General features: G+C 58.8%; 23 protein-coding genes and 2 pseudogenes. 15 read left to right on the top strand and 10 right to left on the bottom strand.

Translation table 11 applies throughout. The features are described from left to right. Positions 1-42: 42 nt before the first annotated feature. Positions 43-1,099 (top strand): annotated as a pseudogene (locus tag AC1DU9_RS14440) (TolC family protein). A 53-nt stretch (positions 1,100-1,152) separates the two neighbouring features. On the opposite strand, the gene AC1DU9_RS14445 reads toward AC1DU9_RS14440, so the two are convergent. The 3 genes from AC1DU9_RS14445 to AC1DU9_RS14455 all read right to left on the bottom strand — a co-directional run bounded on the left by AC1DU9_RS14445 (position 1,153) and on the right by AC1DU9_RS14455 (position 4,883). Beyond that, positions 1,153-2,424, bottom strand: coding sequence for an OmpP1/FadL family transporter (locus AC1DU9_RS14445; protein WP_457266245.1), 1,272 nt, complete (start codon positions 2,422-2,424; stop codon positions 1,153-1,155). 199 nt (positions 2,425-2,623) lie between these two features. Continuing rightward, on the bottom strand, positions 2,624-3,250 hold the full coding sequence (locus AC1DU9_RS14450; RefSeq protein ID WP_223457043.1) for a TetR/AcrR family transcriptional regulator: 627 nt from the start codon (positions 3,248-3,250) through the stop codon (positions 2,624-2,626). Positions 3,251-3,365: 115 nt separating this feature from the next. Further along, positions 3,366-4,883: a nucleobase:cation symporter-2 family protein gene (locus AC1DU9_RS14455; RefSeq protein ID WP_223457041.1), complete on the bottom strand. Its 1,518-nt coding sequence runs from the start codon at positions 4,881-4,883 to the stop codon at positions 3,366-3,368. A 256-nt stretch (positions 4,884-5,139) separates the two neighbouring features. Here AC1DU9_RS14455 and AC1DU9_RS14460 point away from each other — a divergent pair, with 256 nt between their 5' ends. Together AC1DU9_RS14460 and AC1DU9_RS14465 are read left to right on the top strand one after the other, a co-directional pair. Then, a complete protein-coding gene (locus tag AC1DU9_RS14460; RefSeq protein WP_477810371.1) occupies positions 5,140-5,421 on the top strand; it encodes a BrnT family toxin in 282 nt (93 codons plus the stop codon). A gap of 3 nt (positions 5,422-5,424) precedes the next feature. Further along, entirely contained in the window at positions 5,425-5,730 is a 306-nt protein-coding gene (locus tag AC1DU9_RS14465; RefSeq protein WP_223457037.1) for a BrnA antitoxin family protein, read from the top strand. A 55-nt stretch (positions 5,731-5,785) separates the two neighbouring features. On the opposite strand, the gene AC1DU9_RS14470 is transcribed toward AC1DU9_RS14465, so the two are convergent. Continuing rightward, the gene (locus AC1DU9_RS14470) at positions 5,786-6,616 is read right to left on the bottom strand and encodes an arylamine N-acetyltransferase family protein (protein ID WP_477810372.1); all 831 of its coding nucleotides are present in this window, start codon (positions 6,614-6,616) and stop codon (positions 5,786-5,788) included. A 175-nt stretch (positions 6,617-6,791) separates the two neighbouring features. Between AC1DU9_RS14470 and AC1DU9_RS14475 the strand changes: the two genes are divergently transcribed. Continuing rightward, entirely contained in the window at positions 6,792-7,130 is a 339-nt protein-coding gene (locus AC1DU9_RS14475) for a hypothetical protein (protein ID WP_477810373.1), read from the top strand. A gap of 35 nt (positions 7,131-7,165) precedes the next feature. On the opposite strand, the gene AC1DU9_RS14480 is transcribed toward AC1DU9_RS14475, so the two are convergent. Both AC1DU9_RS14480 and AC1DU9_RS14485 read right to left on the bottom strand, forming a co-directional pair. Beyond that, positions 7,166-8,572 (bottom strand): DUF1254 domain-containing protein, encoded by a 1,407-nt coding sequence (locus tag AC1DU9_RS14480; protein ID WP_477810374.1) that lies wholly within the window; start codon positions 8,570-8,572, stop codon positions 7,166-7,168. Between the two features lie 112 nt (positions 8,573-8,684). After that, positions 8,685-10,256, bottom strand: coding sequence for a sensor domain-containing diguanylate cyclase (locus AC1DU9_RS14485; protein WP_477810375.1), 1,572 nt, complete (start codon positions 10,254-10,256; stop codon positions 8,685-8,687). Between the two features lie 208 nt (positions 10,257-10,464). Here AC1DU9_RS14485 and AC1DU9_RS14490 point away from each other — a divergent pair, with 208 nt between their 5' ends. Then, positions 10,465-10,932 carry a hypothetical protein gene (locus AC1DU9_RS14490; protein WP_477810376.1) on the top strand — a complete coding sequence of 156 codons (468 nt, stop codon included), beginning with the start codon at positions 10,465-10,467 and terminating at the stop codon, positions 10,930-10,932. Positions 10,933-11,356: 424 nt separating this feature from the next. Here AC1DU9_RS14490 and AC1DU9_RS14495 read toward each other — a convergent pair whose 3' ends face one another. After that, the gene (locus tag AC1DU9_RS14495; protein ID WP_477810377.1) at positions 11,357-13,111 is read right to left on the bottom strand and encodes a L,D-transpeptidase family protein; all 1,755 of its coding nucleotides are present in this window, start codon (positions 13,109-13,111) and stop codon (positions 11,357-11,359) included. Positions 13,112-13,196: 85 nt separating this feature from the next. Between AC1DU9_RS14495 and AC1DU9_RS14500 the strand changes: the two genes are divergently transcribed. The 8 genes and pseudogenes from AC1DU9_RS14500 to AC1DU9_RS14535 all read left to right on the top strand — a co-directional run bounded on the left by AC1DU9_RS14500 (position 13,197) and on the right by AC1DU9_RS14535 (position 19,616). Then, a complete protein-coding gene (locus tag AC1DU9_RS14500) occupies positions 13,197-13,898 on the top strand; it encodes a murein L,D-transpeptidase catalytic domain family protein (protein ID WP_477810378.1) in 702 nt (233 codons plus the stop codon). 107 nt (positions 13,899-14,005) lie between these two features. After that, positions 14,006-15,727 carry a copper resistance system multicopper oxidase gene (locus tag AC1DU9_RS14505; protein WP_477810379.1) on the top strand — a complete coding sequence of 574 codons (1,722 nt, stop codon included), beginning with the start codon at positions 14,006-14,008 and terminating at the stop codon, positions 15,725-15,727. Between the two features lie 10 nt (positions 15,728-15,737). Beyond that, positions 15,738-16,625 carry a copper resistance protein B gene (locus tag AC1DU9_RS14510; RefSeq protein WP_477810380.1) on the top strand — a complete coding sequence of 296 codons (888 nt, stop codon included), beginning with the start codon at positions 15,738-15,740 and terminating at the stop codon, positions 16,623-16,625. A 52-nt stretch (positions 16,626-16,677) separates the two neighbouring features. Beyond that, a complete protein-coding gene (gene copC, locus AC1DU9_RS14515) occupies positions 16,678-17,061 on the top strand; it encodes a copper homeostasis periplasmic binding protein CopC (RefSeq protein WP_477810381.1) in 384 nt (127 codons plus the stop codon). 3 nt (positions 17,062-17,064) lie between these two features. Beyond that, entirely contained in the window at positions 17,065-18,021 is a 957-nt protein-coding gene (gene copD, locus AC1DU9_RS14520) for a copper homeostasis membrane protein CopD (RefSeq protein WP_477810382.1), read from the top strand. Positions 18,022-18,208: 187 nt separating this feature from the next. Beyond that, complete coding sequence (locus AC1DU9_RS14525) at positions 18,209-18,448, top strand: type II toxin-antitoxin system RelB/DinJ family antitoxin (protein WP_477810383.1); 240 nt, start codon at positions 18,209-18,211, stop codon at positions 18,446-18,448. Next, positions 18,441-18,725: pseudogene (locus tag AC1DU9_RS14530) on the top strand (type II toxin-antitoxin system RelE family toxin); the annotation flags it as partial. The gene AC1DU9_RS14525 and the pseudogene AC1DU9_RS14530, both read left to right, overlap by 8 nt. A gap of 105 nt (positions 18,726-18,830) precedes the next feature. Continuing rightward, entirely contained in the window at positions 18,831-19,616 is a 786-nt protein-coding gene (locus AC1DU9_RS14535) for a transporter substrate-binding domain-containing protein (protein WP_477810384.1), read from the top strand. 71 nt (positions 19,617-19,687) lie between these two features. On the opposite strand, the gene AC1DU9_RS14540 is transcribed toward AC1DU9_RS14535, so the two are convergent. Then, complete coding sequence (locus tag AC1DU9_RS14540; RefSeq protein ID WP_223462685.1) at positions 19,688-19,909, bottom strand: hypothetical protein; 222 nt, start codon at positions 19,907-19,909, stop codon at positions 19,688-19,690. Positions 19,910-20,238: 329 nt separating this feature from the next. On the opposite strand from AC1DU9_RS14540, the gene AC1DU9_RS14545 reads away from it, so the two are divergent. After that, on the top strand, positions 20,239-20,385 hold the full coding sequence (locus tag AC1DU9_RS14545) for a hypothetical protein (protein ID WP_223462687.1): 147 nt from the start codon (positions 20,239-20,241) through the stop codon (positions 20,383-20,385). A 6-nt stretch (positions 20,386-20,391) separates the two neighbouring features. Next, a complete protein-coding gene (locus tag AC1DU9_RS14550; protein WP_477810385.1) occupies positions 20,392-20,811 on the top strand; it encodes a type II toxin-antitoxin system YafO family toxin in 420 nt (139 codons plus the stop codon). 100 nt (positions 20,812-20,911) lie between these two features. Here the strand turns inward: AC1DU9_RS14550 and AC1DU9_RS14555 are convergent, their stop codons facing one another. Together AC1DU9_RS14555 and AC1DU9_RS14560 are read right to left on the bottom strand one after the other, a co-directional pair. Beyond that, a complete protein-coding gene (locus AC1DU9_RS14555; protein WP_477810386.1) occupies positions 20,912-21,172 on the bottom strand; it encodes a hypothetical protein in 261 nt (86 codons plus the stop codon). 143 nt (positions 21,173-21,315) lie between these two features. Further along, the gene (locus AC1DU9_RS14560; RefSeq protein ID WP_477810387.1) at positions 21,316-21,570 is read right to left on the bottom strand and encodes a hypothetical protein; all 255 of its coding nucleotides are present in this window, start codon (positions 21,568-21,570) and stop codon (positions 21,316-21,318) included. Between the last annotated feature and the right edge of the window lie 29 nt (positions 21,571-21,599).

Genomic DNA, 21,599 nt, shown 5'->3' on the forward strand with positions numbered 1-21,599 from the left:
TACGAAATATGGTCACAAACATCCTCTATTGAAGGAATCTCAATGCCTCCCCTCCGTCCAATTGCTCTTTTGGTCAGCGCCGGCTTATTGGCAGGTTGCGCGGTCGGTCCGAACTACCATCGTCCAGACGCTCCGCTTTCGGATCGTTACCTGGGTCAGCCTTCTGTCGAACAGCGGCGTGGAGCGACGTCGACCAGCCTTGTAGCCTGGTGGGAAGGCTTTGGTGATCCAGTGCTGACCGACTTCATCTCCAAGGCGCTTGAGCAGAATCTGGACCTGGCGCAAGCGTCGGCGCGAGTCACGCAGGCGCGGGCCGGACTAGGTGCTGCAAATGCCGCTCTACTCCCCTCTGGGAACATCAGCGGACAGGCCGCGCGCTCCTACCAGTCAATCGAGACGCCGCTCGGCCAGGTGTTGAACTCAACGCCTGGCAATGATCGGTACGCAACTGGCAAGTGCGGGGAGCATTCCTGTAGCGCCGCAGATAAAGGCGATGGGAACGCCGGCCGATTTGCTGCGCCGCCGGCCAGATCTCATTGTGGCTGAGCGCCGTCTTGCGGCCTCAAACGCACGCATCGGGGAGGCGATTGCCGAGTACTACCCGAAATTCTCCCTTAGCGCATTGCTGGGCAGTGCCACGGCTGTATCCGCAGGCAACCTTTTTACCGGCGGCGCCAGCCAGTCGGCGGGCGTATTGGGACTGCGCTGGAGACTCTTCGACTTCGGTCGCATAAACGCCGAAATCGACCAGGCCAAGGGACAGGAAGCCGAAACCCTGGCCGCTTACCGTCAGTCCGCGCTGCGCGCCACCGAGGATGTCGAGAGCGCGTTGTCCTCACTGGTGAATCGGGAAGCTCAAGCAACCATCCTCACCGCCGGAGAGGCGTCTCTGACACAGGCGCGCCAATCGTCGTTCATTGCCTATGAGAAAGGCACGGCCAGCCTGATCGATGTCCTGCACGCTGACGAGACGATGCTGCAGGCTTCTGATGCCCGAGCGCAAGCACGAACGGAATCGGCACGAGCGGCGGTTGCGGCATTCAAGTCGCTCGGTGGTGGCTGGCAACCGCCTGAAGCCCAGGCTGTTGCGACACGATGAGCTGATAAGGTGACGTGCTCCCGACCGGACACTCATCGTGTAACGGCATTCAACTAGAAGCGGTAACTGACGGAAGCACCGAGCCCGCTCGCACTGTTCTTGTATTTGGCACCGTATGCACCTCTGGTCGGCGAGGTCTGGTTGACCTGCACGCTCTCCTCCCACAGGTAGGAATAAGCAACATCGATCGTGACGTTGTCCGCCGGAGTCCAGCCAGCACCGAAGCTGATAACCTTCCGGTCGCCTGTAGGAATGCGTGGCCCCCGGTTGGTGTTGTTGGTGGGCGACTGATCAACCGAAAAACCTGCGCGAAGTACCCATTGGTTATTCAGTTGGTACGCCGTACCAATAGCGTGTGCCCATGTATCGTGCCAATTCTGTTCTTCGGTAATGGTGCCCAGCGCGCCGCTCAACGCAGGGGGTAAACCTGTGTTCTCGATGGTTAATTCCTTGAAGCGACTCCAGCGAGTCCAGGTGCTCCCCAAGTAGAGGGTCCAGTCGTTATCAAGCTGATGAGTCACCGAGAAATCCACTGACTCTGGTGTATTCACATCCAGCGAAGCGTCATAACTCCGGCCGCTGACCCCCAACACGCTAAAGATGCCGTCAGTGACCTTGGTCTTGGCATCCAGTTGATAACTGACTTTGGAATGGTAGGTCATGCCCAAACGGGTTCGGTCTGTAGCCTGCACCAGGATACCGGCGTTGAAACCGAGGGCCGTGTCGTCGCCAGTGCTTTTGAGTTTTCCGTCGTTGCGACCAGGACTGAGTGGGTTGGGCACCATCCCGGATATCTCACCGCTGATACGGTTGATGGTGGGACCGAACCCGATCGAAACCTTGTCGTTAAAGGCATAGCTGACGGTGGGCTGGAACGTAAGTGTCGTGACCTCGCTTTTGTTGGCGTAGTAACGCCCGGCATAACCGCTGCCATAATCGGTCATCAGACCGAACGGTACATAAAAACCAACACCGAACGCCCAATGCTCATCGATGGGTTTGACGTAGTAACCCATAGGCACCGTGGTCGTGGGCACCATATCACCATCTTCCTGACCTCCGAATGTACTGCGGGTCTGGCTTATGTCGGACTTCGCGAAAAGAGTCGCCGCCCCCACGCTGACCTGCTCTCTTTTCAAGCGGGACATTCCCGCGGGATTACCGAAGACCGTGCTCGCATCTTCAGCGGAGGAGGAGCGACCGGCAAACCCGGATCCCATCCCACTGATGCTTTGTTCATTGAGAGCGAAGCCGCTTGCAAAAACGCTTGAGGATGCGAGCACGACAGCAAGGCCCAATGGGCTCTTGAGCAATATTGTTTTCATTGTTTGAACTCTATGGGTATCACTGAGATGAAGCAGTAGAAGCGACGGATCCCCATACTTATTCATGTGACCAATTCAGTCAATAGTCACAAATCAGATAAATAAAATGCCCTTCGAAAGATGGGAAGAAGGGCAAAGTGAGAAGCCGTTTTGATGATCGGGTGCTGACCCGGGTATGCCGTAACCGTTTAGCCGAAGGTCAAGGCATGAGGCTACGCAAGATGAGGTTGGAGGTGAGCGTGGGCGCTTGCTCGACGAAATCGAGGTTGTACTGCAACAGCAAAGGATTGACGAATGGCCGCAGCGCGAGATGTATCGATTCTACCGTCTCGTCCAGCGGAGTCTTGCGTTCAAATTCGCCAATTTCTCGCCCTTCCCGCACGATTTGCAACACGAAGTGTTTGATCCGTGCGTCATAAGCCTGCGTACTGGGCCAGCTTTCCGACGCCGCGAACGCTGCAATGTCATAGAGTTTTCGGTCGTTGAAGAACAGATTCACACCTGTGGCGATCACCGTCTTGACCAAGCGTCGAAAGCGCTCCGTCGGCGACAGGTCTTCTACATTGACAGCCTGCTCCACAGCCGCGACGATTTCTGCCAGGCAATTTGCGCAGATGGCTTCACCGATCGCCTGCTTGGAATCAAAAAATTTGTAGATGTAGGCCTTTGAAAATCCGATGGCCTTGGCCAGGTCGGAAACCGTCGTTTTGCCGTAGCCGTACTGACTGAAATGCTCATTGGCCGCCGCGACAATCTGGTCTCGAATGTCGTGATCGGCTGGGCCACGGGGGCTGGGCGAAGATGAAGATATTGATGGCTGATTCATGAGCACAGCTTACTCACCCTATCGAAGACTGACAACTTGTGACCGATTAGTTTTATAGTCACAAAGCCGATCTGTCTATTCAACAGATCGGCCCTTTTTTCAGTCTCCGTGAACGTCAGACATGCTCGCTGCTTTTTAAGTGCGCCGCGCGTGGCTCGCCATGCCCGTGATCCACCTCGACCACCGGTATCTCCTTGCCGTCGCAATCGTGCAGTTTACCGTCGCTGAAGTAGTCCCCTTCGCGCAACGCCGCCAGATCCTGATAACGCAGCACCCGCTCGGTACCGGCCGCAAACACCGATTGCTGGTCAGAGTTACCGGCGGTGAGATGGTTGAAGGTCAGGTTCAGCACGATAGCCATGATCGCTGACGAGCTGATGCCCGAATGGAAAATGGTCGCGAACCAGCTCGGGAAGTGATCGTAGAAGTTCGGCGCCGCGATCGGGATCATGCCGAAGCCGATGGAGGTGGCGACAATGATCAGATTGACGTTGTTGCGGTAGTCGACCTTGGACAAGGTCCGAATGCCGCTGGCCGCAACAGTGCCGAACAGCACGATGCCGGCGCCACCCAGTACCGAGGTCGGCACGGCGGCGATAACCCGGCCCATGAACGGCAGCAGGCCGAGGATCACCAGGAACAGACCGCCAGTGGCCACCACGTAGCGGCTCTTGATGCCGGTGACAGCCACCAGGCCGACGTTCTGGGCGAAGGCGCTCTGGGTGAACGAACCGAAGATCGGCGCGAACATGCTCGACAGCATGTCGGCGCGCAGACCGTTGCCCAGGCGCTTGGAATCGACCTTGGTGCCGATGATCTCACCGACGGCCAGAATGTCCGCCGAGGTCTCCACCAGCGTCACCATCACCACGATGCACATCGACAGGATCGCAGCGAAGTGAAAGGTCGGCATGCCGAAGTGGAACGGCGTCGGGAAGCCGAACATCGGGCCCTGGGTTACGGACGAGAAATCCGCCATGCCGAGGAACACCGCGATGATCGTGCCGATCACCATGGCCAGCAGAATCGACAGGCGGGAGATGGTCGCACTGCCGATTTTGCTCAGCAGCAGCACCAGCACCAGCGTTACCGCCGCCAGGCCGATGTTCGCCACGCTGCCGAATTCCGGTGCATGGCTGTTGCCGCCCATGGCCCAGCGCGCGGCTACCGGCATCAGCGTCAGGCCGATGGTGGTAATCACGATGCCGGTCACCAGCGGCGGGAAGAACCTGGTGATACGCGAGAACACCGGGGTTATCAGCAATCCGATCAGGGACGCCGCTATCACCGCACCCAACACCGACTGAAACCCGCCCTCCCCGCCACTGCTGACAATCGCCACCATGGTCGCGACGCCGGAGAAGGACACGCCCTGTACCAGCGGCAATTGACAACCAAAAAACGGTAAACCCAGGGTTTGCAGCAACGTTGCCAGCCCCCCCGCAAACAATGAAGCAGCAATCAACAAACCGATGTCCGCCGGCGAGAGCCCGGCCGCCTGGCCGATGATCAATGGCACCGCGACAATACCGCCATACATGGTTAGAACATGTTGCAGGCCATAAGCCATATTCGCGCCGATCCCAAGATTTTCGTCCTCGGGCCGTTGGTGTGAAACATGAGGCGTTTTCATGGTAGGGGGTTCCCTGGTTTTTGTTATTCGCACACTGTATTCAATAGTCGTGACAAATGTCTATAGAGTTGTATACAACTTATCAGTCACAAAATGGATACCTGTCCATTTCCACCTGCTACCCACCCTCCAGGCCCCGCCAAAAAACCTTGAAATACATCCCTCCCTGTCCAAACTCGGGTGCTGACTAGTCTTTCGAATTCCTGGCGACCATCGGTAAGGCCCGCCCCTTTTTTATACATATAAAGTATGCATAATGAAGACATTCGAAATTCAGGTCCACAAGGCAAAGAACGCAGCCAACAAACTCAAGCACCAAGGCATCAGCCTCGCAGAGACTGAACCGGTATTCCATGTCGAACGAGCGCTGACCATCGAGGACAACCACCATGATGAACAACGCTGGATCACCCCGGGGCTGGATGCCAAAGGCCGGTTGCTGGTCGTCGCGTACACCCATCGCGATCCGAATTTCGTTCGAATCATTTCCGCGCGCATCGCCACCAAAAGCGAGCGCCGTCAGTACCTGGAGGCATGACCGATGAAAGACGAATACGATTTCAGCAACGCCAGGCGCGGGGCCGTGGTGCCCGCCAAAGGCAAGACCCGCATTACCATCATGCTCGATGACGCTGTCATCGAAGCCGCCCGGGCCCTGGCAGAAAACGAGGGATACGGTTACCAGACGGCGATCAACAATACGTTGCGCCGGGCCCTGCTCAACGAAGGCAAGACCACACACCTGAAAAAAACCCTCACCCCTGCCGAACTCAAGGGCCTGGAGCAGAAACTGGCAGAGGCCTTGCGCGAAATTCAACGGGTGATGGAGCCGGGTGTTCGGCCCTGAAACACCAAGGGCCGATCAATCGGATCAGCCCTTTTTGATGTCTACGATCGGCTCGCTATTGCGGCGCTGCGATCAATCGTTCCAGCGTCCGCGCCAATTGCGCCTGTTCCGGTACGCGAATGCCGAACTCGCTGCCCAGCAGGCCAATCAGTTCCTGCACATCCGTCACCTCCCGCCGCTCGCTGTCCTGGCCAATCCGGTGAATCGMGAAGTTGCCGTTGTTGAGCGTACGCCGCCACCCTTCCCCGGTGCGCGCCACCATCAACTGCTTGACGAAAGACGACTCGGGGTGGGTCGAGACGTACCAGTTGCCCACGGCAAAATCGATATCTTCCTGGCGTTGCAGGTCGAAGATGTACATTGCTCGCCATTCCCCCGCAACGTTGGCGCGCAGGGTAAAGCCGTCGACGTGCAGGTCGATGCGATACGGCTCGTGAGGGGTGAGTTGTTCGGCGCGGGAATCGAGCAACAGCGGCGCGGTCGGTACCATGCCGCCGAAGCCGACGTCGGTGATGTAGCGCACGTCATCGATGATGACCAGGCTCAAGCGATGGGTCCGGGCAGTCCAGGCGCCCTCCGGCTGGCCCATCACCACCCGGCCGCTGATGGCACGGGCGTCGAAACCCAGCGCTTGAAGCAAGGCCAGAAACAGGTTGTTGAGTTCGTAGCAGTAACCGCCACGACCGCCATGCAAGACCTTCTGCTCGATAGACGGCAAGTCGATCAGCACCGGTTCGCCGGATAATGTGGTGAGGTTTTCAAACGGGAAAGCGCCGGTATGGCGCAGTTGCAGTTGGCGCAAGGTTTCCAGGGTCGGTGCCGGAGGTGCATCGAAGCCCAGGCGTTGCAGATACAAAGCACGGTCAGTCAGGCGTGGCTCGCTCATCGTTCAATCCTTTTGCACGCAAGCGGCGGATTGCTCCGCCAGTGGCCGCTATGTATACGGGATCAAGCACTGCCGACGACAATTGATTTAGCCAATCACCGGAAATGAAACATTCAACGGCGCTTGCGCAGCCCCTACACAAGCATCAGGTAACGACTCATCCCTGGAGACGACCATGATGAACATCAGAATGACTTCGCTACTCTTGGCGGGATTGTTGTCGGCAACGCCCCTGGCTACCTTGGCGGCGTCCGGCGATGGCACTGGCACTGGCACTGGCGCGACCGGTACGACTTCAGGCGCCACCCGCAACTCAACCATGCTGCCAGACAACAACAGGCCCGGCGCACCCTCGGGTGACTACAGCCGCAGTCATGGCCCTGGCTCGTCAATCGGCAGCACCGGCGTCAATGGTCCGGGTAGCGGCGCGGGTGGTGGAACCGGCGCCCCCGGAGGTGGAACCGGTGGCGCGGGTGGCGGGACGGGCAGCTGGACAGGCAAAAGCAGCCGATGAGGTACAGTCATTGCCTGCTTTTTGTCACCTGAGGCTTACATCGGCTTGACCGCCGGCGGGTTCCATTTGCCATTCAGCGCCTCGGCTTTCGGGCCGTACAGACGCATGGTCAGGTTGAACGGCCCTTTGGGTGCCGGCAGCCAGTTGGCCTCCAGATCCTTGCCGGGGCTTTCGTTCTGGAAATAGAGGTCCAGCGAGCCATCGGCGTTGGCCTTGAACGGCATCCAGCTACTGACCGCAAAACGATTGAGCGAGTTGCCGACCTGGAAACCTTCCGGGTCATACAGGGTGATCGACCAGAAGGCGCTCACCGGCGGCGTCTCGCCCTTGCTGAAATGCAGCACGTATTTGTTCGCACCGTCGAGAGACTTGCCGTTGCTGTCGCCGATGTTCAACGGATAAATCGCATCCTCGGGCAGGTTGGCACCGAGCCCCACTTGCGTAACGATGGCGCGCTTGAGGTAGTAGTTGCCGTAGACGCCCATGGTGTCGGTGTTCATCGACCAGCCATTGACCTCCCGCGCCAGGGTCGGCACCTTCCAGGTCATCAAGGCCTGCGCATCCTGCGGCACCGTTTGCAGCGCGGCCTGGATCTGCGGGTCCAGCGCGTCCATGTCGAACGGCTTGCCGGCTTCGATGCCGATACGCTTGAGCTGCGCCAGCATTGGCTGGTCGGTGCTGTGCGGCGGGTTCACCTTCAGCAGTTCGGCAGCGTAGGTGAAGTAATTGGCAGCCGACATGGAGTCGACCTGAATCTTCGGCGGCGTTTTCATGTCCACCGCCGGGTCGATTTTCACGGTGACGGCTTCAGGCTCCTTGCCCAAGCGGGACAACGGCGTCACCGTGTAGCCGGCCTGGATCTTGTGCACCGCCGCGTAATCCGCCGCACCGTCGGTCTTGGTACGGCCGATGACCCAGACAAAGGGCGTGGGTGCCGGCAGATGACTCATCCCGGCGGGCACCGTGCCGGTCCACCCCGGCGGCGTCACCAAAAATTGCCCGGCCTTGGTGCCCGTGGTACGCCAGCCCGGCGACGCGAACACGTCAGTCCACATATCGAGCATCGGCAACAGGTAGAAACGCCCGTCGGTATCCGGCGCGGCGATCACCATCGGTTCCTTGGTCAAATCCAGCCAGGCAATCGAATACAAGGTGTCGAAATTAGCGCGCACCACCCCTTTGAACTCGGCAGGCGGGTACTGCGGCACACTCACAAACATGTTCATCGGGCCTTTGCCGAATTCCTTGCCCGGTTCGATGTTGGTGAACTGCTTGCGGGTAATGTCCATGCTCAGCAGCGGGTAAAAATAGATGTAGGCATCCACGCCGATTGCGTGAGCTTCTTCGGCGGTGATTTTCGATTGCGCGTGGCTGGCCAGCGGGAAGATGGCAGCGGCTGCGACGGTCAGAGCAACGGCTGTCAACGCTTGCGGTAGCAACATGTTGGCGATCGTCCGTGCGAGGGGGAGCCTGCCGGATTCGGCAGCGCTAACGGAACTCTAGACTATCAATTCCGCCAGGCCCTAGAGGCGGACCAGCGGCAGGAAAAGCACTTCAACGATCGGAGCGCATCAACGCCTCGACTCCACCGGCCATCGACAACGTTGCCACGCGGTTTCGCCCCGAACGCTTGGCCTGATACAACGCCGCATCCGCCCGTTCGACAAACACGTCCATGCTGTCACGCCCCGACGGCACGAACGAATAGCAACCCAGACTGACCGTTACGTAGCCATTGGGCGAGCCGGTGTGACTGATGCTCTTGTCAATGACGCTGCGGCGGATCTGCTCGGCAATCGTCATGGCCCCGTGGATGTCGGTGTCGGGCAGCAGCACCGCAAACTCTTCACCGCCGTAACGCACCGCCAGATCGGCCTTGCGGTGGCAGCAACTCTTCAGCGCCCGTGCCACTTCGGCCAGGCAGTGATCCCCCACCACATGGCCGTAGGTATCGTTGTAGCGCTTGAAGTAATCGATATCGAGCATGATCAGGCTCAAGGGGCTGGCCTGCCGGGCGCCGCGCCCGAACTCGATACCCAGCGCCCGCTCGAACAACCGGCGGTTGGCCAGCCCTGTCAGGCTGTCGTGAGTGGCGATCAGCTCCAGTGCTTGCTGGGCCCTGCGCAAATCCGCCTCGACCCGCTCGCCAACACGCACCTGATGCAGGAACACCCACCCGAACAATCCTACGCCCAGCAATACCAGGGCTACGATGAGGCTGGAGTGAAACGCCGTGTCGTACCAGTCCGCGAGAATGGATTCCGTGGACGACGCAGCGGCGACCACCAACGGATAGGCCTCCAGCTGTCGGTAACTGTACATGCGTGTCACACCATCGATGATGGAGGTGAACAGCGCATTGCCGGAGGTGGTCAGCGGCAGGAACTTCTGGAAAATCTCGGTCTGGGCCAGCGACACGCCGATCTGCGCCTCTACAAAAGGTCGACGCGCCAACAATGTGCCATCGGTCAAGCCGAGAAACATCGAGCCATTGTCGTCGAGGCTGAAACTTTTGAAGAACTGGTCGAAGTACGACATCTTGATGCCGGCCAGCAGCACGCCCTGGAAATGCCCGTTCCTGTCGTTGACCCGTTTGGAAACCGGAATGATCCACTCGCCGTTTTCCCGACTGCGGATGGCCGGGCCGATATRCGCCACCGACGATACGTTCTGCTGGTGATACTTGAAGTATTCACGGTCCGCGACCCCGGCACCCCGGGGCAGGTTTTCAAACGAGGTCACCACCCACTGGCCCTTTTGGTCGAACAGCAGGATGCCGTGCAACTGATCCAGCGCCTGCACCCGCCGGGCGAACGTCTGCTGCAAGCGTGGTCGCTGGTCCGGGCCGAAACCGTCGACCTGAATCCAGTCCACCAGACTGGTCAGCACCAGGTCGGCCTTCATGAAGGTGTCTTCGGCTTGCTGCGCCATGGCCCGCGTCAGGTTCGAAGACGCCACTTGCGCGTCGCTCAGGTCATGGCGACGGGACTGTTCCAGTTGCAGGTAGAGCAAACCGCACAGGCACAGACACACCGTGGCAATGAACAATACCGCGGCCTTGCGCAGCGGTATGCGTTTCAATGCGACGCCAGGGGCGTGGTCCGGATTGTTGAAGCGTGTGGGCAAAAAGTCATCCTGTCGGGGCAAGGCGTGGGCGTCGCCCCAAAGCCCTCAATCTTTGTGGGCCGTAGTTTACGGGGTTATCCATGACAAATGGCGGCCATTTGCCCAGTGGTATCACACCTGCCCGGTGGTGCTGTAAACATGACCCAGGGCAGCGCTGCCTGCGCGTCAACGAGCTACGATTAGATTGACCTCAAAACAGGGAATCGACATGAGCAAGGCAGACGAGCTCGCGGCAAAATTGAAACAGACACGGCTTACCAGCGCAGATCAGGCGATCGATGCCTGGCCGGGCCAGGTCTACGAACTGTATCAGCGGATAGAGACCTGGCTGCTGCCCTTGACCGAAGCGGGCCTGGTCTTGCGGCGCAACCCCACCCACGTGTTCGAGAGCCACCCCGATGGCGACGCGTACGACTACGCCATCGACCAGTTGGTGATTGCCGGCAACGGGCACAGCCTCACCTTTGACCCGGTTGCGCGCTTCACAGCAGATGGCGATGGGCGGGTCGAGATCCACACGACAGGCAATGAACTCGCCCTGTTGCGCACTGTGGACGAACACGGTGAAACACACTGGTGGCTACAAACGATCGAGCAGGCCACAGCGCAGCTGGATGCGGTGGCGCTGACGGAAAGCGATCTGCTGGCAGTGGTGCAACAAGGGCTGGCGCTTTAGAGGCTGATGCCAGTCGGTCAAGCATTTGAACACCGCAAACCTTGTGGGAGCGAGCTTGCTCGCGATGACGGTCGCACATTCAAAATCAATGTGTCTGACAGTCCGCCATCGCGAGCAAGCTCGCTCCCACAGGGATTGCAGTGTTCAGACTGATCGGCATTACGTTCCAAAGTCGCCCTTTTTCCAACCGCTGGTTACAGTTGGTTCTGCCCCTTCACCACCAGCGGTATCTCTGCACGACGCAAGTCCAGTAGGTACGCAATGCTGTTCAGTTAAGCGAATGTGGTCCTCTGTAGGAGCGAGCTTGCTCCGGGCGGCGTTCCGACGATGGTCGTTAACGATAACGCGTACTTACTGGCTAAACGCGGCGTTCTTGAGTCCATCGCGAGCAGGCTCGCTCCTACAAGGTCCGGGGTGTGATTCATTACTGTTGGTTCTGCCCCTTCACCACCAGCGGCATCTCTGCACGACGCAAATCCAGAGCGGGCAACTTCGTAGGCTGGCTCAAGCCTTGCAGCACCCTGGCGTCGTAATCATAAATATCGGGCTTGAATGTCACCCGCCCGTCCTTGCTCAGGTCCACGGTCCAGTAAGCCAACAGCACCGGCACTTTCACCGGTAGCTGGATGTTCTCGGTCCTGCCATTGGCCAACTGCTTCTGAATGCCGGCGCTGTTCCAGCGCACCGGGTCGTTGAACAACAACTCGACCAGTTGCAACGGGTTTTCCACGCGGATGCAGCCTGAACTGGTGGCCCGAACCGTTTTGGCAAACAGTTCGCGGTGCGGCGTGTCATGCAGGTAAATCGCATAGTCGTTGGGGAAGCGGATCGCCACCTGCCCCAGCGAACTGTCGGGCCCGGCATCCTGACGCAGGTGGATGCCTCGCGGGTTGCTCCAGTCAACGCTCGACGGATCGAGCACATTGCCTTCGCGATCGAGCACGCGAATCCGGTTGGCCTCCAGATAGCCCGGATCGTTCTGGACTTTTGGAATCACGTCCTGCTTGAGGATGGTCGGCGGCACGGTCCAGGTCGGGTTGAACGTGATGTAGGTGATTTCGGCCTGGAACACCGGCGTACTGCGCACCGGTTTACCGACTTGCACCCGCGAACGCCAGATCGGCTGACCGTCGCGGTACATCGCCACCTTGTATCCGGCGATATCGACGATCACGAACGTGCCCTGAAGCTTGTACAACAGCCACCGGGCGCGCTCCATGTTGACCCGCACCTGATCGATCCGAGCCTCGACCGGCACGTTCAGTGCCGCCAGCGTCGCCGCCCCCGCCACGCCATCGGCACCCAGGTATTGCTCGGTCTGATACTTCTTCACCGCGGCAATGACCTTGTCGTCGTAACCGGCCTTTTTCGACAGGTGCGGGTCCAGATACCCGCCCGCCACCAGACGCGCACGCAATTGTGCGACAGCCACGCCGTCCATGCCGGGCTTGAGCGATTGCCCTTCAGTGACTTTCGGCCAGCCGCCCGCATCACGGACCTGGCGCAACCGGGCCAGGCCCTCACGCAAGTTGCGGTAAATCTCTTCCTGAGGAGGCGCCTCGGCAAAGGCACGCGCCACGTCATGGGCATCGAGGGCGGCGAACAGGTTGTTCATGTCCCCGCGGGCAGCGCCGCCGGCAGGCTCGAAATTCCAGTGAATGTCCAGCCGCGACGGATCGACCTTGCCCCGCCGCAGTTGCAGCAGCGCGGTGATGAACGTGCGGGTCGCCGCCATGTCGAACATCGCCCGTTGCGCCGTGGAAGGCACGGCCGCTGCCAGTGACTCATGGGCCTGGGCTAGCTCGCTGATGCGAAAATCCGCCGGATTCAGGCCGTCGATCCGGGTGTCTTCAAGACTCTTGAGCAACTGGGCCACATCACGATCGTCTGTCCACGCCGCGCGATAGTTGCGATGCATATAGAAATCCAGCACCACCCGGCTGACATCCACGCGCTGATGGCGCCTGGAAGTGAGCAACGGCGGAAAGGCCGAGCGCAGCGGTTCCAGTGTTGCCTGAATCGCCTGGCCGACCGCATCGTCGGGCGCTGCGGCATCGATTGTGCTGCTTGCCGCAGATACCGGCTCAATCGGCGAAGTTTGCCCAAACGCCGCACCGCTGATCAGAAAGCCCATAAAAAATATGCGGCTTATGACGAATGACCTTGTTAATTGCACCATGGATAATCCTTAATCCCCCGTTTCAAACGGCTAGCTTTCCGCTCGCCGCTAGCTAGACTCGAAATTATCATGATGAGACCCGACTATGGCGCTAAACCGCTTTGGCCCTTTATTTGCCATTTTACTGACGTGCCTTTCAGTAACGTCAGCCTACGCCGATTCGCTTGAAAACGCGCTGGTCAAAGCCGCACCAGGCGCCGACGCCAAAGTGATTGCCCTGGCCGTTCGCGCGACCCAATGCAGCCGCGCCCAAGGTGTCGCCCCCGCCCAAAGACTGGCGGTGATCGATTATTCCCTGCCCTCGACCGAACAACGTCTGTGGGTCTTCGACCTTAAACGGCGCAAGTTGCTGTTTCACGAACTGGTCGCCCATGGCCGCAACAGCGGTGAAAACATGGCCACGCTGTTCTCCAACCAGAATGACAGCCACGCCACCAGCCTCGGCCTGTTCCGCACACAAGAGAGCTACCGCGGCCAGAACGGTTACTCGTTGCGCATGGAAGGCCTGGAGCCAGGCTTCAACGATAACGCCTTTGACCGGGCCATCGTCATTCACGGCGCGCCCTATGTCAGCCCGGTGCTGGCCCGTGCCAATGGCCGGATCGGTCGCAGCCTGGGTTGCCCGGCCGTCAGACCGGCGATTGCCCATCGTCTGATCGATTCGATGAAGGACGGGCAGCTGTTGTTCTCCTACTACCCGGACCAGCGCTGGTTGAAGTCGTCTTCCTACATCAACTGTGGCAGCGACACCGTGGCTTCAAGGGAAAAGTCCACTTCACGCCAGTAAGCAATGCCCTTACCTGTCAAAACTGTAATCTTCGCCTCAGCCTGCTGAAAGGCACCGCCCGCTAGCCTCGTCGACAAGTTCACAGGCTGACGGGCGGAACACACGGCATGCACTCCCACACATCAAGACGCACTTTCGTCAAAGGGCTGGCCATCAGCGGGCTCTTCGGCGGCCTCGAGTTATGGCGCACGCCGGTCTGGGCGATCAGCAGTCCCGGCGAACCGCAGGTGTTGGCGGGCAGCGACTTCGACCTGTTCATCGGCGAATCTCCGGCGAATTTCACCGGTCACCCGCGCACCGCCACGACCATCAACGGCGGCATTCCCGGCCCGCTGCTGCGCTGGCGTGAAGGCGATACGGTGACGCTGCGGGTGCGCAACAAACTCAAGGACAGCACCTCAATTCACTGGCACGGCATCTTGCTGCCGACCAACATGGACGGCGTGCCGGGGCTGAGCTTCAAGGGCATCGAGCCGGGCGGCATGTACGTCTACCAGTTCACCGTGCAGCAGAACGGCACCTACTGGTATCACAGCCATTCGGGCTTTCAGGAACAATCCGGCGTCTACGGCCCGCTGGTGATCGACGCCAAGGATCCGGAGCCGTTCCAGTACGACCGCGACTACGTGGTGATGCTCAGCGACTGGACCGACGAAGACCCGGTCGGCCTGATGAAGACCCTGAAAAAACAGTCCGATTACTACAACTTCAACAAACGCACCGTGGGCGACTTCATCCACGACGTCAGCGAAAAAGGCTGGGGGCCGACCGTCGCCGATCGCAAGATGTGGGCCGAGATGAAGATGAACCCCACTGACCTCGCGGACGTCGGCGGCGCCACTTACACCTACCTGCTGAACGGCCAGGCGCCGGACACGAACTGGACCGGGGTGTTCCGCCCGGGGGAAAAACTGCGGCTGCGCTTCATCAACGGCTCGTCCATGACCTACTTCGACGTGCGCATCCCCGGCCTGAAAATGACCGTGGTCGCCGCCGATGGCCTGCACGTCAAACCGGTGAGCGTCGACGAGTTTCGCATTGCCGTGGCGGAAACCTTCGACGTCATCGTCGAGCCGACCGAAGCGGCCTACACCCTGTTCGCCCAGGCGATGGATCGCACCGGATACGCACGGGGCACCCTGGCGGTGAAGACAGGACTAGTCGCGCCGCTGCCGCCACTGGACCCACGCCCTCTGGTGACCATGGATGACATGGGCATGGCCGGCATGGGTATGGCCGGCATGGACCACGGCAGCATGGCGGGCATGGATCACGGCAGCATGGCCATGGGCGACATGCCCGGCATGCAATCCCACCCGGCCTCGGAAACCGACAACCCGCTGGTGGACATGCAAGCCATGTCCACCTCACCGAAACTCGACGACCCCGGCATGGGCCTGCGCAACAACGGTCGCCGCGTGCTCACCTACTCCGACCTGCACAGCACCTTCGAAGACCCGGACGGCCGCGAGCCCGGCCGCACCCTGGAACTGCACCTGACCGGGCACATGGAAAAATTCGCCTGGTCATTCAACGGCGTGAAGTTTTCTGATGCAGAGCCGCTACGCCTCAAGTACGGCGAGCGGCTGCGGATCGTGCTGGTCAACGACACGATGATGATGCACCCCATCCACCTGCACGGAATGTGGAGCGACCTCGAAGACGAGAACGGCCAGTTCATGGTGCGCAAACACACCATCGACATGCCACCGGGCTCCCGGCGCAGCTATCGGGTCACTGCCGACGCGCTCGGCCGCTGGGCCTATCACTGCCATCTCCTGTACCACATGGAAATGGGCATGTTCCGTGAAGTTCGCGTGGAAGAATGAGGCGCACCCCATGATTCGATTCACCCCGTTTTTTTTCGCACTCGCGACCTCGACGGCGATGGCCGCCAGCGATGACATGCAAGGCATGGATCACAGCCAGATGGACCACGGCCAGATGCAAGGCATGGATCACAGCCAGATGCAAAGCATGGACGAGGGCCAGATGCAGCCCGCCGCGCCCAGCGAAAGCCGCACGCCGATCCCGGTGCTCACCGATGCCGATCGCGCTGCGGTGTATGCCGATCCTGCCGGTCACCACGTACATGACAGCACGCTCAATTCATTCTTCCTCGCCGACAAACTGGAATGGCAGGACGCCGATGACGGCAGCACCCTGGCCTGGGATTTGTCCGGCTGGATCGGCGGCGACATCGATCATCTGTGGCTGCGCTCCGAAGGCGAACGCAGCAATGGCGTGACCGAGGACGCAGAAATCCAGGCCCTGTGGGGCCACGCCATTTCCCCATGGTGGGACGTCGTCAGCGGCGTCCGCCAGGACTTCAAACCCGGCGCCCCGCAAACCTGGGCTGCGTTCGGCGTGCAAGGCATGGCGCTGTACAACTTCGAAGCCGAAGCCACGGCCTTCATCGGCGAAGGCGGCCAGAGCGCCGTGCGGCTGGAAGGCGACTACGACATCCTGCTGACCAATCGGCTGATCCTGCAGCCAACCATCGAACTCAACGCCTACGGCAAAAACGACCCGCAACGGGGCATCGGCGCGGGGCTGTCCAACACCGAAGCCGGCCTGCGCCTGCGCTACGAAATCCGCCGGGAATTCGCGCCCTACCTCGGCGTCACCTGGAACCGCACCTACGGCAACACCGCCGACTTTGCCAATGACGAAGGCGAGGACCGTAGCGAAGCACGCTTGGTGCTCGGTGTTCGGCTGTGGTTCTGAACAGACTCACCTCAAACCAACAACAACCGCTTCAAGCGGTAAAGGACCTTGCATGCGCATCTTCAAACCCACCGCTATCGCAGTCGCGTTGCTCAGCGGCCTGCTTGTTAGCACCCTCGCTCAAGCGCACCCCAAACTACTCTCCTCCACCCCGGCGGAAGGCGCGGCCGGTACGCCACCCGACAAGATCGAACTGCACTTTTCCGAAAACCTCGTCACCCAGTTTTCCGGCGCAAAACTGCTGATGACCGAAATGGCCGGCATGGCCCATGACCCGATGCCAATCAAGGCCAAAGTCAGTGGCGGCAGTGATCCGAAGACCATGTTCATCATTCCGACAGCGCCCTTGACTGCCGGCACTTACAAGGTCGAATGGCGCGCGGTGTCGTCGGACACCCATCCGATCACCGGCAACGTCACGTTCAAAGTGAAATGATCGATGAGCGACTCGGCCAACGTCGTGCTGCGGTTTGTGTTGTATGTGGATTTGATGCTGTTGTTTGGCGTGGCGCTGTTCGGGCTCTACAGCTTCAAAGGACAGGAACGGCTATCCGGGACGGTGCTGCCCTTTCGCCGATTATTGACGGCAACAGCCGGGCTCGGCGCACTGCTGTCCATCGCCGGCATGGTGTTGATGGTCCGCGCCATGAGCGGCGAATCAGACGTTGCCGAGTTGCGCCCACACATCGAGATGATGCTGTTCGAGACCGACGTCGGGTTGGCCTGGGCCGTGCGGATGATTGCGTTAGCAGCCGTGGGGCTGGCGTTGACGCTCAACTCACGATCACCCGGCATCAGCCTGGTGATCGCCGCCACGGCCGGCGGCATCGCCCTCGCCAGCCTGGCCTGGAGCGGGCATGGCGCCATGGACGAAGGCAGTCGCCGTTACTGGCACTTCACCGCAGACATCCTGCACCTGCTAATAGCGGGTGCCTGGCTCGGTGCGTTGCTTGCGTTTGCCCTGATGGCGCAAACCCGGACCCTGCAATCGCAAGCTCACATTCGCTTGCTGGTTCGCGCGGTCAAGCGATTCGAAGGTGTCGGTGCGCTGATCGTTGTGATCATCACCGTGACGGGCGTGGTGAACTACCTGCTCATCGTCGGGCCGAAGCTCGATGAGGTTTCACTCAGCCACTACGGCATTTTGCTGGCGATCAAAGTGCTGCTGTTTGCCGGGATGCTGGTGTTGGCGGCGTTGAACCGCTTTCATCTTGGCCCCTTGCTGGAGCAGTCGTTGCGAGAGGGCCAATATCGCACGGCGGCCCATGCACTTCGGCGCAGTGTGGTGGTGGAAATGGCCGCAGCGGTGTTGATTGTGGGGTTGGTGGCGTGGCTGGGGACGTTGAGTCCGGAAGTGGAAATGAGCAATGTTCAGGGGGAAATCTCTGACACTTAAGTACTGATTTAAATTTGGGCCACCCAGGCCTGGGCAAAGGCCCAGGCGTTGGGATCTTTGCTGGTTGGCATTTTCATCCTCCCGAGTACGAATTTTCTCTAAATTAGCCGTACGTCTCGGCGGACTTGCCAATGAGGAACTCTTGATTCAGTGTAATGACAAATGTCATTACATGAGAATCTATCCCATGGCATCTATCAACATCCGTATCGATGACGACCTCAAGGCTCGCGCCTTTCTCGAACTGGAAAAGCTCGGCGTCACGCCTTCCGAACTGATGCGCCAGACCCTGCAATATGTAGCGGAGCGTGGTCAGTTGCCTTTCAAGCCTGTCTTGATGACTGAAGACGATGAGGCTTTATTGGCCACCGTGCGGAAACGGCTTGCATCTCCTCAACGAGTAAAGGTTTCTATAGAGGACCTATAGCCTTGAGTTTGATGCCCGTGCATTGAAGGAGTGGCAAAAACTTGGCGACACAGTCCGACAGCAGCTCAAAAAGAAGCTGGTGGAGATCCTGAACAATCCACGCATTGAAGCTAACCGCCTGCATGGTTTTCCCGACTGCTACAAAGTCAAACTACGTAGCAGCGGTTACCGCTTGGTCTATCAAGTGATTGACCAGGAAATTACTGTGTTTGTGGTAGCCGTGGATAAACGGGAACGTGAGCAGGTTTATCGCAAAGCGGCTGAACGCTTGAAGTAATGACGCAAGGTGGTAGCCATTTATGGGGGCGCTGATTTTTCACACCGGTGAAAGTTTCACTACACTCCCCCTTCAAAACCACTCCAGCACAAAAGTCCGATAACAATGAAGAAAATCAACAGAGCAATGATGCTCGGCGGCTTGCTCGCACTCTCCCTTGGCGCCCAGGCAGAACCTTCGCACCTGGACAGCGTCATACAACAGGGACAATTACGCGTTTGCACCACCGGTGACTACAAGCCCTACACCCTCAAATCAGAGGACGGCGAGCATTCCGGCATCGACATCGCCATGGCCCGCGCCTTGGCCGACAGCCTTGGCGTCAAGGTCGAATGGGTGCCCACCACCTGGAAAACCCTGATGCCCGACATGCTCGCCGGCAAGTGCGACATCGCCATGGGCGGCATCTCGGTCACCCTCGAACGGCAGAAAAAAGCCTTCTTCAGCAACATCCTCGACGTCGACGGCAAAATCCCGCTGGTGCGCTGCGAAGACCAGGCGCGGTACCAGACCGTCGAACAGATCAACCAACCAACGGTTCGCCTGGTCGAACCCGCCGGCGGCACCAACGAAGCGTTTGTCCACGCCTACCTGCCCAAGGCGCAATTGCAACTGCACGACAACGTAAGCATCTTTCAGGAACTGCTGGATAAAAAAGCCGACGTAATGATCACCGACGCATCGGAGGCGCTGTATCAGCAGAAACTCAAACCGGGGCTGTGCGCAGTCAACCCCACGCACTACCTGCAATACGGCGAAAAAGCCTACCTGCTGCCCCGCGACGACATCACCTGGAAGCTATACGTCGATCAATGGCTGCACCTGGCCAAGGCGACGGGCAATTATCAGAAGATTTTGCGGCAGTGGCTGGCGGTGCCTGACGCGAAGTAATGGGGCATTCTTTCCCGCACAAAAAAGGGCGCTCCCGTGGGAGCGCCCTTTTTTCATTGCGTGTCCGCATATCAATCGTCGTGCAACAATCCTGAACTGTACTCGCCGAAGCTATTGCCAAGCGCGCTGCCATGGAAATTCATCTTGGCGGCATTGCTGTTGGTCGGCCCCGGGCCAAAGCCGGCCGGCTGCACCGAGTCGGTCGAATAATCGCTATGGGAGCTCACACCGGAACAGGCACTCAGCAACAAAGCACCGGCAATCAGCGAAACTTTGACGAGGTTGGCGATCATTTTTCAGATTCCTGTGGCGTGGCGGCACGATGATAGGAGCTTTAGGCCTTCATCCTATACCTCGCCTCAGTTGAACATCATGAAATTTTGAAGGGTGACAGCATAGGTTCAGCTACGGCACATCGGGGCCGGAGCGAGACAAGCTCATTAAAAAAGCGATGTCCTACACAACACTCAGAAATGTCCATGCGCTCAAGCATTGCTGCACTTTTGTCCCGAAGACTATAGTCCAAGCTACACCCGCATAGCATGCCGACCCGCTCGGTTTGCCCGGATTCCATTAATCAAATAAGCTGACCAGCATGCATACACATCCATCGGAGGCGCCCATGGCCACCACCAAAAAAACCGACAAGCCTCGCAGAAAGGTCATCCATAAAGAACTGACGTTTCTGGATGTGCGAGAGGCCGCGCGTGATGGGCAGAAGGTATTCGATGCGTTTGTGATTACTGGCAAGCTTCCTATTACAAAGTAGGCCTGGATGCCGGCAGTCAAAATCGCGGCAATTTTCCAAAGAGTAAAACACTGGGAAACAATTGCCGCACAGTTCTACAACTACAAACTATTCGGCGATCTGCCTGACATTTTCGGTAGAGACGAAAGACTTGATCTGAGCGAAATGCATCATGTTCACCTCGCGAGCTCAGAAAAAACACAAGCCCGCTGGGCAAAAATCAGTCGCCAGTATTATCGAACCTCACTGGCTGATGATCCAGACAATGACTTCTGGCTCATCTACGCCTACGACGACTTCAGAGATGAATATCTGCTGCTGACCGTTATCGGGCCGGATGCTCACAATCGAAAGGAATGGGGTTCGTTCTTACGCATGATGCGTGGGGAAATCGTAGAGCCCTGGATTGTAGAGCGAGTCACTTTCCCTGACTTGGATGATCTTTGATAAAAAGAAAAACCGACGTTCAATCTGGTTGATTTCATACCGCGATGGATTTCAAGAAACTGAAATGCTCGCGTAAAGGGCTCTTCTCCACTCCACCCCCTCAATACTGATAAACTCCCTCACCTCCCAGCCTCACCGATTCCAGATCCCCCATGTCCGTAAGCACCGCCCCCGCCCACTCTCCGGCCGTTTCTCCGTCGCGCCGATGATGGATCGCCACGCTTGTTATCTGTGGCGTACAGAGCGACTGCTGCATCGAACTGTCCGGCGAGCCTTGGTACTCGGTTACGATGGGTTTTCGGAAGTCGACGGGCTTGGGGTAGAGATAGACTTTTTCGACTTTTGCGTCGGGACGCATCATGAGGTGCTGGCTCCGGAAAGAAATCGGGAGCACAGCATCGGGGATCAGGTGGGGGACATTGAATGTGGGGTTTATGGAGCGCTTACTTTTCTCCAGGCGAAAAAAGCCCGCACTAGGCGGGCTGCTTGTTGTTCGGATAGCGATCAGCCGTCGGTTGCATGCGCGAACTCCGGCAGCGCTTTCAAGTGCTCATATCCCTGCATGATCGGGTTTTCCCCGTTAAGGTTATAGGCGCACTGAATACTCGCGTTGTTGAACGGTATATCGGCGCCAGACGCCATGTAGTGCGCGACGAAGTCGATACGCTCATTGCCTGGGCTAATCGTGATCCCGTTGATCCTAATATATGCGTCCGCGACAGAAAGGCCGCGAAAATTGATGGTTTGTTTAAGCGCCATAGGTACCTCGGAGTGGAGTGAGGCCCTCT

This window comes from Pseudomonas sp. P4_C1 (assembly GCF_056402155.1).

Excerpts from the sequence above, each read along its gene's own strand:
- AC1DU9_RS14445 (WP_457266245.1), bottom strand. The coding sequence starts at position 2,424 with ATGAAAACAATATTGCTCAAGAGCCCATTGGGCCTTGCTGTCGTGCTC.
- AC1DU9_RS14450 (WP_223457043.1), bottom strand. The coding sequence starts at position 3,250 with ATGAATCAGCCATCAATATCTTCATCTTCGCCCAGCCCCCGTGGCCCA.
- AC1DU9_RS14455 (WP_223457041.1), bottom strand. The coding sequence starts at position 4,883 with ATGAAAACGCCTCATGTTTCACACCAACGGCCCGAGGACGAAAATCTT.
- AC1DU9_RS14460 (WP_477810371.1), top strand. The coding sequence starts at position 5,140 with ATGAAGACATTCGAAATTCAGGTCCACAAGGCAAAGAACGCAGCCAAC.
- AC1DU9_RS14465 (WP_223457037.1), top strand. The coding sequence starts at position 5,425 with ATGAAAGACGAATACGATTTCAGCAACGCCAGGCGCGGGGCCGTGGTG.
- AC1DU9_RS14475 (WP_477810373.1), top strand. The coding sequence starts at position 6,792 with ATGATGAACATCAGAATGACTTCGCTACTCTTGGCGGGATTGTTGTCG.
- AC1DU9_RS14480 (WP_477810374.1), bottom strand. The coding sequence starts at position 8,572 with ATGTTGCTACCGCAAGCGTTGACAGCCGTTGCTCTGACCGTCGCAGCC.
- AC1DU9_RS14490 (WP_477810376.1), top strand. The coding sequence starts at position 10,465 with ATGAGCAAGGCAGACGAGCTCGCGGCAAAATTGAAACAGACACGGCTT.
- AC1DU9_RS14495 (WP_477810377.1), bottom strand. The coding sequence starts at position 13,111 with ATGGTGCAATTAACAAGGTCATTCGTCATAAGCCGCATATTTTTTATG.
- AC1DU9_RS14500 (WP_477810378.1), top strand. The coding sequence starts at position 13,197 with ATGGCGCTAAACCGCTTTGGCCCTTTATTTGCCATTTTACTGACGTGC.
- AC1DU9_RS14505 (WP_477810379.1), top strand. The coding sequence starts at position 14,006 with ATGCACTCCCACACATCAAGACGCACTTTCGTCAAAGGGCTGGCCATC.
- AC1DU9_RS14510 (WP_477810380.1), top strand. The coding sequence starts at position 15,738 with ATGATTCGATTCACCCCGTTTTTTTTCGCACTCGCGACCTCGACGGCG.
- copC (WP_477810381.1), top strand. The coding sequence starts at position 16,678 with ATGCGCATCTTCAAACCCACCGCTATCGCAGTCGCGTTGCTCAGCGGC.
- copD (WP_477810382.1), top strand. The coding sequence starts at position 17,065 with ATGAGCGACTCGGCCAACGTCGTGCTGCGGTTTGTGTTGTATGTGGAT.
- AC1DU9_RS14525 (WP_477810383.1), top strand. The coding sequence starts at position 18,209 with ATGGCATCTATCAACATCCGTATCGATGACGACCTCAAGGCTCGCGCC.
- AC1DU9_RS14535 (WP_477810384.1), top strand. The coding sequence starts at position 18,831 with ATGAAGAAAATCAACAGAGCAATGATGCTCGGCGGCTTGCTCGCACTC.
- AC1DU9_RS14540 (WP_223462685.1), bottom strand. The coding sequence starts at position 19,909 with ATGATCGCCAACCTCGTCAAAGTTTCGCTGATTGCCGGTGCTTTGTTG.
- AC1DU9_RS14545 (WP_223462687.1), top strand. The coding sequence starts at position 20,239 with ATGGCCACCACCAAAAAAACCGACAAGCCTCGCAGAAAGGTCATCCAT.
- AC1DU9_RS14550 (WP_477810385.1), top strand. The coding sequence starts at position 20,392 with ATGCCGGCAGTCAAAATCGCGGCAATTTTCCAAAGAGTAAAACACTGG.
- AC1DU9_RS14555 (WP_477810386.1), bottom strand. The coding sequence starts at position 21,172 with ATGATGCGTCCCGACGCAAAAGTCGAAAAAGTCTATCTCTACCCCAAG.
- AC1DU9_RS14560 (WP_477810387.1), bottom strand. The coding sequence starts at position 21,570 with ATGGCGCTTAAACAAACCATCAATTTTCGCGGCCTTTCTGTCGCGGAC.